We start from the raw sequence: 12582 nt of genomic DNA, 5'->3' as shown, positions 1-12582 counted from the left end.
ATCATCGCCCCTGGGTGCGCTGCTGCATAAAGCACGGCGCAGGTTAAAAGCCAAGCATTGGTCGGGCCGCCAATGGAGATTTGTCGTGCCTGATAAACACCCCGCCATCCCTCGCCCCCAGCGTTTGACTGAGGGCGCGCTGTCCGCCCTTGAGCGCTTTTCACACATTGAAGCCGTCAGCGGTATCGTGCTGCTGCTGGCTGCCATCGTTGCGCTGGTGTGGGCCAACAGCCCCGCCGCCGCGACCTACGAGCATTTCTGGAACACGCCCATCACCCTCGGGCTGGGCGACTACAGCGTGTCGCGCTCCCTGCATTTTCTAGTGAATGACGGGCTGATGACCATCTTCTTCCTAGTGGTCGGTGCCGAGATCCGCCAGGAAATCAAAGACGGCGCCCTCGCCAACCTGAAGCTGGCCACGCTGCCATTAGGCGCAGCCCTGGGCGGCGTGCTGATGCCGGCGCTCATCTACACCCTGCTCAACCACGGCACTGCCGCCGCGAGTGGCTGGGCGGTGCCCACCGCGACCGACATCGCCTTTGCCGTGGGCGTGCTCGCGCTGCTGGGCAAGTCGATCCCCAGTGGCGTGCGTATCCTGCTGCTGGCACTGGCGATCATCGATGACATCGTGGCGATCTTGATCATCGCGATCTTCTTCACCGCCAGCCTCGACTACATGGGCTTGGTGATTGCCGCAGGCGGGCTGGCCCTGGTGCTGGTGTTCCAACGCATGGGGATCAGCAAGGCGGCGATCTACCTGCTGCCGGGCGCTATTGTGTGGTTTGGCCTGCTCAAGACCGGCGTGCACCCAACGCTGGCCGGGGTGATCCTTGGCTTGATGACCCCGGTCAATTCCAAGCCCACCCGGGAACGCCCGCTGGAAACCATCGAACGTAACTTCAACGAGCTGATGGACCGGTTCTCGCAGCCAGCCGAAGGGGCCCAGCAAGTCGCCGCCCCCCTCAAGCAATTGCGCGAAGCCCAGCGGGAAATACTGCCGCCGGTGCAGCGGGTTCAATCAGCGCTGCACCCCTGGGTAGCCTTCGGCGTGATGCCGCTGTTTGCCTTGGCCAACGCCGGTGTAAGCCTGGACGGTTTCAATCTGGATGACCCGCTGGCCCACGGTGTGTTCATGGGCGTCATCTTCGCCCTGGTGCTCGGCAAGCCTCTGGGCGTGATGCTGGCGAGCCTGGCGCTGGTCAAGCTGAACATCTGCAAGCTGCCGGACGGTGTGACGTGGACGGGCGTTGGCCTGGTCGGTCTGTTGGCGGGGATCGGTTTTACCATGTCGATCTTTATCTCGTCCCTGGCATTCTCCGACCCGGCCCTGCTGTCGGCTGCCAAGCTGAGCGTGTTGGCGGCTTCAACCCTGGCGGCGGTGATCGGGTTGACGTGGGGCAAGCTCAAGTTTGCAGTCAAGAACGCCTAAAGCGCATTCAGCACTCACTTTATCAAGGGCAAAAAAAGACCCCGGCCTTTTCAGGTCGGGGTCTTTTTATTCAGGCCGGCATCAGTACTTCTTGATGTCTGCCTGGGTTTCCAACTGCTTGCGGTAGGCCGCGAAATCCTGCTGGCCAATACGGGAAGCGAGGAAGCGGCGGTATTGCGCCTTTTCTTCGTCCGTAGGGGCCGCCGCTTCGTTCACGCCGTTCAAGCGCACGATCATCAGGCTGCCATCGCGCAGGGTCACGGTGGTGAAGGTCGGTTTGTCCTTGGCCGCAGGCTTGGGCATGCGGAACAAGGCTTGCAGCACGGCCGGGTCGATAGACTCCTGGCCACGGGTAGCCGCCTCAGTCACCTTCCAGGCCTGACCGTCAACCGGCTGGTCCAGCGCGGTCTTGCCATCACGCAGGCTGGCGATCAACTCGTCGGCACGGGCTTTGGCGGCAGCGCTCGCGCGCTCCTTGGTCATCTGGGTGCGAATGGCCGCAGCAACGTTCTCCAGCGGCAATTGGGCCGGCTTGAGATGCTCTTTGGCACGCAGCACGATGATGGTTTCCGGGTCGAGCTCGATAGCGCTGCTGTTGGCACCTTCATCCAGCACTTCCGGACTGAAGGCTGCAGTGACCACGGCACGGTTGGCCGCAACACCTTCGCCACCTTCACGGCCAAACGGCGCCGAGGTGTGGACGGTCAGCTTCAAGTCAGACGCCGGCTGGGCCAGGTCAGAGGCTTCGAATGCCGCATCTTCCAATTGCTTGGTCGCTTCGACAAAACGCTGTTCAACCTGCTGGGCCTTGAGCTCGCGGGTCAGCTTGTCTTTCAGGCTGGCGAACGATGGCACTTCAGGCGCTTCAACGCCCAGCAACTTGATCAGGTGCCAACCGAAGGTGGTGCGCACCGGCGCCGACACCTGGTCTTGCTTCAAGCCGTACAAGGCGGTTTCGAAGTCCGGGTCGTAAACACCAGGGCCGGCAAAACCGAGGTCGCCGCCATTGTTGGCCGAACCTGGATCCTGGGAGAACTCCTTGGCCAGCGCTTCGAACTTCTCACCCTTGGCCAGGCGCGCCTGGATGTCTTCGATCTTGGCCTTGGCTTGCGCCTCGGTGACCTTGTCGTTGACTTCAATCAGGATGTGCGCGGCACGACGCTGTTCAGCGAGGTTGGCGGTTTCCTTCTCGTAGGCAGCCTGCAGCTCATCGTCCTTGACCGTAACCTGGTCGAAGAAGGACGACTTCTTCAATTCCAGATAGTCGATGACCACCTGGTCCGGGGTCATGAACTCTTTGGCGTGCTGGTCGTAGTAGGCCTTGACCTCGTCGTCGGTGAGTTTCACCGCCGCAGGGTCAGCCTTGATGTTGACGGTGGCGAAATCGCGGGTCTGTTTTTCCAGGCGGGCGAATGCCAGCACCTCGGCGTCGGTCACGAAACCACTGCCGGCGATGCCTGCGCGAACCTGGCCGATCAGCATTTCCTGGGTCAGCATCTGACGGAATTGCAGGCGGCTGTAGCCCAACTGACGGACCACCTGGTCAAAGCGTTCGGCGTTGAACTTGCCGTCTACCTGGAATTCCGGCGTCTGCAGGATCACCTGGTCCAGCGCAGCTTCCGAGAAGCCAAACTTGGAATCAGCAGCGCCTTGCAGCAGCAGCTTACGGTCGATCAGGCCCTTGAGGGCAGCATCGCGCAGCAGCTTCTCGTCCAGCAGGGACGCGTCGAAATCCTTGCCCAACTGTTGCATCAGCTGGCGCCGTTGCATGTCGACAGCCTGGCTCAGTTCGGTCTGGGTGATTTCTTCACCGTTGACCTTGGCTACGTCCTGCTTGTTATTACCCGAAGCCTGGAAAATGGCTTCGATACCGGTGAACGCCATCAATGCGACGATGATCCCGATGATAGTCTTGGCAATCCAGCCTTGTGAATTGTCCCTGATATTTTGCAGCATGCGTCCCCCAGAAACGGTTGAACTTCAAAAATTAGGCAACCGTGGAGCGTGGGTAGAGTCCGGATAGAAGAAAGGCGCATCCGAGGATGCGCCTTCTCGTAACTGGCGGAGCGGACGGGGGTTCGAATCTGCACCCCCGGCGTGGCGACCCGATACGTGGGTCAGCTACCGCTCCGCTGCCAGGCCAGACCTGCGTCCGACCCGGGTAAGCAAAGGCTTGAACGAAGCTTAGTTAACGGCTTCTTTCAGGGCTTTACCGGCTTTGAAACCTGGTTTCTTGGCAGCAGCGATTTGCAGTGCTTTGCCGGTCTGTGGGTTACGGCCAGTGCGAGCTGGGCGGTCAGTCACAGAGAAAGTACCGAAGCCTACCAGTACCACGGAGTCGCCGGCCTTCAGAGCGCCAGTGACGGATTCGATTACTGCGTCCAGCGCACGGCCAGCAGCAGCTTTCGGGATATCAGCGGATGCAGCGATAGCATCAATCAGTTCCGACTTGTTCACTCTAAGTCCCCTTATATATCTATTGAGTATGATTCTAAGTTTTTTGGTAAAAAGCAAAACCAGTGCTGAATGGCCTACAGACACTTAAGAGCCGCTTTATAACAAGGGCTCTAAAAAGCTGTCAAGGAAGCCCCCAGGCTCCAACACATTAATGCGTGCTAATTCTTTCCTTGGAATCGGACTCGCGTTTTTCGTCCTTCGCGACAATCTCCGGGGCCACATCCGGCAAGGGCTCCGGCGCGTATTGCAGCGCAATTTGCAGGACCTCGTCAATCCATTTAACCGGTTTAATCTGAAGATCCTGCTTGATGTTGTCAGGAATTTCCTTCAAGTCGCGAACATTCTCTTCAGGAATGATCACAGTCTTGATTCCACCCCGGTGCGCGGCGAGCAATTTCTCTTTGAGACCACCGATCGCCAATACCTGGCCACGCAGGGTGATTTCCCCGGTCATCGCCACATCGGCGCGCACGGGAATGCCGGTCAAGGCCGACACGAGGGCCGTGCACATGCCTACGCCCGCGCTAGGGCCGTCTTTGGGGGTCGCCCCTTCCGGCATGTGGATATGGGTGTCGTGCTTCTCGTGGAAGTCCAGCGGGATGCCCAGGCTGCGGGCGCGGCTGCGTACCACGGTCTGCGCGGCGGTAATGGATTCGACCATCACGTCACCCAGGGAGCCGGTCTTGATCAACTGGCCTTTGCCCGGAATCACCGCAGCTTCGATGGTGAGCAATTCGCCACCCACCTGGGTCCACGCCAGGCCAGTCACCTGGCCGACCTGGTCCTGTTGCTCGGCCAGGCCGTAGCGGAATTTCTTCACGCCCAGGAAGTGCTCCAGGGAGTCGGCAACCACTTTCACCGAGAAGCGTTTTTCCAACGCGTGTTCCTTCACCGCTTTGCGGCAGATCTTCGCGATCTGGCGCTCAAGGCCCCGCACACCGGCCTCGCGAGTGTAGTAGCGCACGATGTCGCGGATCGCCTCGACCTCGAATTCGATCTCGCCCTTCTTCAGGCCGTTGGCCGAAATCTGCTTGGGCGCCAGGTACTTGACCGCGATGTTGATCTTCTCGTCTTCGGTGTAACCCGGCAGACGAATCACCTCCATCCGGTCCAGCAAGGCTGGCGGAATGTTCATGGAGTTGGAGGTGCACAGGAACATTACGTCAGATAAGTCGTAGTCGACTTCCAGATAATGGTCGTTGAAATTATGGTTCTGCTCAGGGTCCAGCACTTCGAGCAACGCCGACGCCGGGTCGCCACGCATGTCGCTGCCCATCTTGTCGATTTCATCGAGCAGGAACAGCGGGTTGCGCACACCCACTTTTGTCATCTTTTGAATCAATCTTCCCGGCATCGAACCGATGTAGGTACGGCGATGACCGCGAATTTCCGCTTCGTCACGCACGCCACCCAAGGCCATGCGCACGAATTTGCGGTTGGTCGCGCTGGCGATCGATTCCGCCAGGGAGGTTTTACCCACACCCGGAGGCCCAACCAGGCACAACACCGGACCGCGGATTTTCTTAACGCGTTTTTGTACAGCGAGGTACTCAAGGATGCGCTCCTTGACCTCTTCCAGGCCGTAATGGTCAGCGTCGAGAATCTCTTCAGCACGAGCCAGGTCCAGGCGCACCTTGGTCTGGGCCTTCCACGGCACCTGCACCAGCCAGTCGATATACGAGCGCACCACGGTGGCTTCAGCCGACATCGGCGACATCTGCTTGAGCTTGTTCAGCTCGGCGGTGGCCTTGGTCAGGGCGTCTTTGGGCAGGCCAGCGGCATCGATGCGCTTTTTCAGCTCTTCGATTTCGTTGTGGCCTTCCTCGCCGTCGCCGAGTTCCTTCTGAATGGCCTTCATCTGCTCATTCAGGTAGTACTCGCGCTGGCTACGCTCCATCTGCTTTTTCACGCGACCACGGATGCGTTTTTCAACCTGCAACAGGTCGATTTCGCCATCCAGCATCGCCAGTACGTGTTCGACACGGGCCGACAGGTCGATGATTTCGAGGATGTCTTGCTTCTGCTCGATTTTCAGCGCCATGTGCGCGGCCATGGTGTCGACCAGGCGGCTTGGCTCATCAATGCTGTTGAGGGACGACAGGACTTCAGCCGGGACTTTCTTGCCCAACTGCACATACTGCTCGAACTGCGACAGCAGGCTGCGCACGAACACCTCGGATTCACGCTCCGGGGCTTCGACTTCTTCGATCAGTGCCACTTCCGCGCGCAGGTGGCCGTCCACCTCCATAAAGCGCTCTACGGCACCGCGCTGCTCGCCTTCGACCAGCACCTTGACGGTGCCATCGGGCAGCTTGAGCAATTGCAGGACAGTGGCAATGGTGCCGACGCGATACAGGGCATCTTCGCCCGGATCATCATCAGCAGGATTCTTCTGGGCCAACAGCAGGATTTGCTTGTCGCCCGTCATCGCGGCCTCGAGGGCTTCGATAGACTTCTCGCGCCCCACGAACAGCGGGATAACCATGTGCGGATAGACGACGACATCACGCAACGGCAGGAGAGGCAATTCGATGGTTGTCTTCATGATTTCGCCTCTATGACAGTTCAAAAATAAGCTTGAAACCAAGATGGGGGTTACCTGCAAAAAAAACAAGCTCAATGCCAGCAGTTAAACGCATGAATAAACGCGAATTTAACCACCGTCTCGAAAAAACGCCCCAAAAAACAAGGGGCCCCTAAAGGCCCCTTGCTTGTACCACAACTGCTGAACGCTTACGCGTCGGGTGCAGCCTTGGCAGCCGGCTCACTGTTTTCATAGATATACAGCGGCTTGGACTTGCCTTCGATAACGCTTTCGTCGATCACCACTTTACTCACCTCGGACTGCGAGGGGATTTCGTACATGGTGTCGAGCAACACGCCTTCGAGGATAGAACGCAGACCACGTGCACCGGTCTTGCGCTCCAGTGCCCGCTTGGCCACCGATTTCAGCGCGTCGGTACGGAACTCCAGGTCTACACCTTCCATCTCGAACAATTTGCCGTATTGCTTGGTCAGGGCGTTTTTCGGTTCGGTGAGGATCTGGATCAAAGCCGCCTCATCCAACTCGTCCAACGTGGCCAGGACCGGCAGACGGCCAACGAATTCCGGGATCAGACCGAACTTGACCAAATCGTCAGGCTCGACTTCACGCAGGGACTCGCCCACCTTCTTGCCTTCTTCCTTGCTACGCACTTCCGCACTGAAACCAATGCCGCCACGGGTGGAACGCTGCTGAATCACCTTCTCGAGACCCGAGAACGCACCGCCACAAATGAACAGGATGTTGCGCGTATCAACCTGAAGGAATTCCTGCTGCGGGTGCTTGCGACCACCTTGCGGCGGTACGGACGCAACCGTGCCTTCGATCAGCTTCAACAGGGCCTGCTGTACGCCTTCACCGGAAACGTCCCGAGTGATCGACGGGTTGTCCGACTTGCGCGAGATCTTGTCGATCTCATCGATGTAGACAATACCCATCTGGGCTTTCTCTACGTCGTAGTCGCACTTCTGCAGCAGTTTCTGAATGATGTTCTCGACATCTTCACCCACGTAGCCAGCCTCGGTGAGGGTGGTGGCGTCGGCGATGGTGAACGGAACGTTCAGCAGGCGAGCGAGGGTTTCTGCAAGCAGGGTTTTACCCGAGCCTGTAGGACCGATCAGCAAGATGTTGCTCTTGCCGAGTTCAACCTCGTCACCTTTCTTGTCACGCTGGTTCAAGCGCTTGTAGTGGTTGTACACCGCTACGGCCAGAACCTTTTTTGCACGCTCTTGACCAATGACGTATTGGTCAAGGATGCCGCTGATTTCTTTAGGCGAAGGTAATTTATGCGCACTGCTCTCGGCCTGGGCTTCCTGCACCTCCTCACGGATGATGTCATTGCACAGGTCGACGCATTCGTCGCAGATAAACACCGAGGGGCCGGCAATCAATTTGCGTACTTCATGCTGGCTTTTGCCACAGAAGGAGCAATAGAGCAGCTTGCCGTTGTCCTCGCCGTTGCGGGTGTCAGTCATTCGTTCGATCCAAATCCGATAGGCTTGCAACACAAGATGAAGGCTTATGCGGGCTTTTTCAAGCCCGCCAGTGGTCGGACATGCCGACCAGCCCTATTTTGAGCGGCTTATATTATGCGGGGCGCTTGTCGATCACTGCGTCGATCAACCCGTATTCCTTGGCGGCTTCAGCGCTCATGAAATTGTCACGGTTGGTATCGCGCTCGATTTCTTCCAGGGTGCGCCCGCTGTGCTTGGCCATCAGCGTGTTGAGACGCTCACGAATGAAGAGGATTTCCTTGGCGTGGATTTCGATGTCCGACGCCTGGCCCTGGAAACCGCCCAGTGGCTGGTGAATCATCACGCGCGAGTTCGGCAGGCAGAAACGCTTGCCTTCGGCACCCGCGGTCAGCAGGAAGGCGCCCATGCTGCACGCCTGGCCAATACAGGTGGTCGACACGTTTGGCTTGATGAACTGCATGGTGTCGTAGATCGACATGCCCGCAGTCACCGAACCACCCGGCGAGTTAATGTAGAGATGGATGTCCTTGTCCGGGTTTTCCGCTTCAAGGAACAGCAGCTGCGCACAGATCAGGTTGGCCATGTAGTCCTCTACCGGGCCAACCAGAAAGATCACTCGCTCCTTGAGCAGGCGCGAGTAGATGTCGTAGGCGCGTTCGCCACGAGCGGACTGCTCGACAACCATCGGGACCAGGCCGCCTGCGGCCTGGATATCAGAGTTCTGCTGAATATAGGAATTACGGAACATGCTCTGCAGTTACTCCCAAATAGTCATGTCTTGAAAACGCATAAGCCAGCGCGAGGCTGGCTTATGGTTGAATTTCCAACGAGTTGGACAATCAGTCGGCTTGTGCTGCTTCCGCCGGTTTGACTGCTTCTTCGTAAGAGACCGCTTTATCGGTCACCTTAGCCTTCTGCAGAACAGTATCCACAACTTGTTCTTCCAGCACAACCGAACGTACTTCGTTCATCTGCTGCTCATTCTTGTAGTACCAAGCCACGACCTGCTCAGGCTCCTGGTAGGCCGAAGCCATTTCCTGGATCATTTCGCGAACGCGGTCTTCGTCTGGCTTGAGGTCGAACTGCTTGACCACTTCAGCCACGATCAGGCCCAGCACAACGCGGCGCTTGGCTTGCTCTTCGAACAGCTCGGCCGGCAGCTGGTCAGGCTTGATGTTGCCACCAAACTGCTGAACCGCTTGAACGCGCAGGCGATCCACTTCGTTGGACAGCAGGGCCTTAGGCACTTCGATCGGGTTGGCGGCCAGCAGACCGTCCATGACCTGGTTCTTGACCTTGGACTTGATGGCCTGGCGCAGCTCACGCTCCATGTTCTTGCGAACTTCGGTGCGGAAGCCTTCGATGCCGGTTTCCTTGATGCCGAACTGGGCGAAGAACTCTTCGTTCAGCTCTGGCAGCTTAGGCTCGGAAACGCTGTTGACGGTCACGGTGAACTCGGCGGCTTTGCCAGCCAGGTCCAGGTTCTGGTAGTCAGCAGGGAACGTCAGGTTCAGGACGCGCTCTTCGCCGGCTTTGGCGCCAACCAGGCCGTCTTCGAAACCAGGGATCATGCGGTTGGAACCCAGCACCAGCTGAGTGCCCTTGGCGGAGCCGCCAGCGAAGACTTCGCCGTCAACCTTGCCAACGAAATCGATGTTCAGTTGGTCTTCGTTCTGGGCGGCACGGTCGGCCACTTCGAAACGAGTGTTCTGCTTGCGCAGGATTTCCAGCATGTTGTCAAGGTCCGAATCAGCCACTTCGGCGCTCAGACGCTCGATTTCGATACCGTCGAAACCGGCCACTTCAAATTCCGGGAACACTTCGAATACGGCAACGTATTCCAGGTCCTTGCCCGCTTCCAGGGACTTGGGCTCGATCGAAGGCGAGCCAGCCGGGTTCAGCTTTTGCTCGACAACGGCTTCGTAGAAAGAAGCCTGGATCACGTCACCTACAGCTTCCTGGCGCGCATCGGCACCAAAACGACGCTTGATTTCGCTCATCGGCACTTTGCCTGGACGGAAACCAGCGATCTTGGCCTTCTGGGCAGTCTGCTGCAGACGCTTGTTGACCGCAGTCTCGATACGCTCTGCCGGCACGGTGATGCTCAGGCGGCGCTCGAGAGCAGTAGTATTTTCAACAGAAACTTGCATGGATATTCCTCGTTGCACAGACATTAGCCGGCCATTTCCGACCCCAATGTCGGGTAGAGATGGGCCATTACTGGCCCACCTCCCCCTAAGAACCGTACGTGCGAGTTTCCCCGCATACGGCTCGGGCCTAATCAAAACCCCCGGTAAGGGGAGCCGGTTTGTTCACTGTCAATCCGCGAGCGTGTAGCCGCTGGTGACAAAGGGGGTGCAATAGTACCCGGTTATTTAGGGAGTCTCCACCGCCTTTTGTGCGGTACAGAATGTGGTGATCATGCCACCCCGTCTCCTTCGTAATCGGTAACTTACACATTGGACACAATCCTTTCTGACTCTGGAAAAGGCTCAAAATTTGCTTACGGTACGCCAGCCTTTTGAGCATCTGTTCCATACGCCTTTTCTCACCCATTTCCTCCATAGAAGGATCGAAGGGGTTGTACTCCCCACTCACCTTCTTGTGTCGTTCGATCGGAGTGCTCGCTAGCGAGTACAACTCGATCGTTCGCATCTCTCCCTTGTCATTCATCGTCGCGGTAGCAAACACCCTTTTCCGCCCCTTCATGGGTTTAAAGTATTTTGCTCCGATCCACTGGAGTGTTTTCTTAGGGTGTCGCCGTTTTGCCCAACGCCATAGAGCCAGAAAGATCATGTAATCCATGCGGCTATACGCTTTCTTGGCTACCACAGGCTGGTGATAGAACGCCCAGCCACGCAGTATCGGATTCAGCTGTCGGATCAGATCCTCCTGCCTTACCGTTTTGCTGGTACTGATGACCTCCCTTACCTTGCTATAGAACGCTTTCACGTTTTTCTTGCTTGGCTTGATCAGAAGCTTCCCATCGTACTTGCGGAAATTCCAACCTAGAAAGTCAAAGCCTTCCTTTATATGGACGACACGCGTCTTCTCGAGTGACAACTGCAGCCCCCGCACTGCTAGGAACTGCTCTACCCAAGGTCTGACTTCAGTTTCCAGCACCTCTCGCGAGGTTCCGGTTATCACAAAGTCATCCGCGTAACGCACCACATTGATTTTCAGCTTCTTGGCCTTGGTCACACCCAGATGTTGCTTAAGTTGTGACTCCAGCCCATCCAGCACCAGATTCGCCAAGCTGGGCGAGACAATCCCGCCCTGTGGCGTACCGGCATCCGTTGCCTGTAGCTGGCATTTATGAATCACGCCAGCTTTCAACCATTTTCGGAGAATCACCTTATCCGTTGGGACGTTGGTGATAAGCCAATCATGATTGATATGGTCAAAGCAGCCTTTGATGTCCGCCTCCAAAACCCATTGGGCCGAAACCTTCTTGGATAGGCATACGAACAACTGCCCCATTGCATCCGCCGTAGATCGCTCGATCCTAAAGCCGTAGCTGTTTGGATCGCCGGTGGTTTCTGCAATGGGTGCCAGAGCAAGCAAATACAACGCCTGCATTGCCCTGTCCGTCATGGTCGGAATGCCCAGAGGGCGCTCCTTTCCATTTGACTTCGGAATAAACACACGTCGTAAAGGCCGTGGCTTATAACCGTGGCGCTTCAACCCATTTGCCGCCTTCCATTTGGCATCGGGTGTATCCCAGAGCACGCGGTCGACTCCCGCCGTGCGCTTACCCTGGTTTTCAGTGACTCGCCGTACGGCCAAGTATCTGGCCGAGCGTGAGCGGGTCAGCATCCGCTGCAAGGCTTTCACCCTGCGCCAGTTGCCTTCCCGACAAGCCTTCGCAATCCGTATCTGCATCGCCCGGACATTCCGCTGAACACGCCACCAATCGATGTCATGCCATTGTTGCGGAGCGCCGGAAGGCGCAGACACGGCCAATTGGCTATGTTCTAACATGCTGCCTTCCTCTCAAGTTGCCCCAAGCGAAAGACGCACACATCCCCTGACGGGAATGGACGCTCCCGCCAGGGTTGGATTAATAGAAGATCCGTTACAACTGGATCTCTAGGTTTATTGAGACAGGTTCACTCAGAGTTCATGCGACGAAAGACCACGCAGAAGTCTGCCCGGTTTCCCGTGGAGCAATGTTCCAGCCCCTATCCGGGCCATTACAGCCCGGCTTTCGCTTTCTCTGCGATCCCATACCCGCACAGCCAACGGATCACCTTGCGGCTCACCTGCCCGAAGGCAGCTATACGGGCTTACCACGTTCCCTGCCTGTCACACGACTGGGTTAGAGCCTGCCTATTCGCCGGCGACCTATTGTGACGACGTGTTCCGACCCTTGACCAGAACAACCGGTCGCATCACCTTTTTGGTTAATGCCTATCAGCAGATTAGGCACCGTAATGCTGACGACGTTTATTAGCAGTTCACTTGTGTTACCCATACCAGCCAGCCTAGCGCCTCAACCCGGTACTGCTCCGAGCATCTGCGCTCCGCCTCACGGCAAAGACGCACCCATACAGGGTAAGCGTCCAGCCGCCCCACCTTTACTCAGGTTGAGGCGCGAGGGGTAATAGCTCATCGATCCGGCTGTTGGGCCAGCTGGGTAGTTTTTCCAGCGTATCCTTGAGCCAAGCGGCGGGTTCGAT

General features: G+C 57.5%; 9 protein-coding genes. 1 reads left to right on the top strand and 8 read right to left on the bottom strand.

The genetic code is table 11. The features are described 5' to 3' along the window. The first annotated feature begins 85 nt into the window (after nucleotides 1-85). Entirely contained in the window at nucleotides 86-1429 is a 1344-nt protein-coding gene (gene nhaA / locus GIW04_RS20140) for a Na+/H+ antiporter NhaA (protein WP_236479151.1), read from the top strand. Between the two features lie 81 nt (nucleotides 1430-1510). On the opposite strand, the gene GIW04_RS20135 is transcribed toward nhaA, so the two are convergent. From GIW04_RS20135 to GIW04_RS20100, 8 genes are all read right to left on the bottom strand, one after another. Then, nucleotides 1511-3385 carry a SurA N-terminal domain-containing protein gene (locus GIW04_RS20135; protein WP_003192251.1) on the bottom strand — a complete coding sequence of 625 codons (1875 nt, stop codon included), beginning with the start codon at nucleotides 3383-3385 and terminating at the stop codon, nucleotides 1511-1513. Nucleotides 3386-3613: 228 nt separating this feature from the next. Continuing rightward, on the bottom strand, nucleotides 3614-3886 hold the full coding sequence (locus GIW04_RS20130) for an HU family DNA-binding protein (RefSeq protein ID WP_003174819.1): 273 nt from the start codon (nucleotides 3884-3886) through the stop codon (nucleotides 3614-3616). 148 nt (nucleotides 3887-4034) lie between these two features. After that, complete coding sequence (gene lon / locus GIW04_RS20125; protein ID WP_003192252.1) at nucleotides 4035-6431, bottom strand: endopeptidase La; 2397 nt, start codon at nucleotides 6429-6431, stop codon at nucleotides 4035-4037. A gap of 188 nt (nucleotides 6432-6619) precedes the next feature. Then, nucleotides 6620-7903: an ATP-dependent Clp protease ATP-binding subunit ClpX gene (clpX, locus tag GIW04_RS20120; RefSeq protein ID WP_003192254.1), complete on the bottom strand. Its 1284-nt coding sequence runs from the start codon at nucleotides 7901-7903 to the stop codon at nucleotides 6620-6622. Nucleotides 7904-8015: 112 nt separating this feature from the next. Further along, the gene (gene clpP, locus GIW04_RS20115) at nucleotides 8016-8651 is read right to left on the bottom strand and encodes an ATP-dependent Clp endopeptidase proteolytic subunit ClpP (RefSeq protein WP_003192255.1); all 636 of its coding nucleotides are present in this window, start codon (nucleotides 8649-8651) and stop codon (nucleotides 8016-8018) included. A 91-nt stretch (nucleotides 8652-8742) separates the two neighbouring features. Next, the gene (gene tig / locus GIW04_RS20110; protein WP_014718988.1) at nucleotides 8743-10053 is read right to left on the bottom strand and encodes a trigger factor; all 1311 of its coding nucleotides are present in this window, start codon (nucleotides 10051-10053) and stop codon (nucleotides 8743-8745) included. Nucleotides 10054-10180: 127 nt separating this feature from the next. After that, nucleotides 10181-11884: a group II intron reverse transcriptase/maturase gene (ltrA, locus tag GIW04_RS20105; protein ID WP_236270155.1), complete on the bottom strand. Its 1704-nt coding sequence runs from the start codon at nucleotides 11882-11884 to the stop codon at nucleotides 10181-10183. Nucleotides 11885-12480: 596 nt separating this feature from the next. Next, a partial coding sequence (locus GIW04_RS20100) for a transposase domain-containing protein (RefSeq protein WP_156422911.1) occupies nucleotides 12481-12582 on the bottom strand: 102 nt, incomplete at its 5' end.

It is taken from the genome of Pseudomonas sp. PA-4-8C (genome assembly GCF_021606625.1).
GTDB classification, from domain to species: Bacteria; Pseudomonadota; Gammaproteobacteria; order Pseudomonadales; family Pseudomonadaceae; genus Aquipseudomonas; species Aquipseudomonas lactis.
This window is presented reverse-complemented; position numbering and strand designations above follow the sequence as displayed.

Coding starts and splice junctions, on each gene's coding strand:
- clpX (WP_003192254.1), bottom strand. CDS start 7,903: ATGACTGACACCCGCAACGGCGAGGACAACGGCAAGCTGCTCTATTGC.
- clpP (WP_003192255.1), bottom strand. CDS start 8,651: ATGTTCCGTAATTCCTATATTCAGCAGAACTCTGATATCCAGGCCGCA.
- GIW04_RS20135 (WP_003192251.1), bottom strand. CDS start 3,385: ATGCTGCAAAATATCAGGGACAATTCACAAGGCTGGATTGCCAAGACT.
- lon (WP_003192252.1), bottom strand. CDS start 6,431: ATGAAGACAACCATCGAATTGCCTCTCCTGCCGTTGCGTGATGTCGTC.
- tig (WP_014718988.1), bottom strand. CDS start 10,053: ATGCAAGTTTCTGTTGAAAATACTACTGCTCTCGAGCGCCGCCTGAGC.
- ltrA (WP_236270155.1), bottom strand. CDS start 11,884: ATGTTAGAACATAGCCAATTGGCCGTGTCTGCGCCTTCCGGCGCTCCG.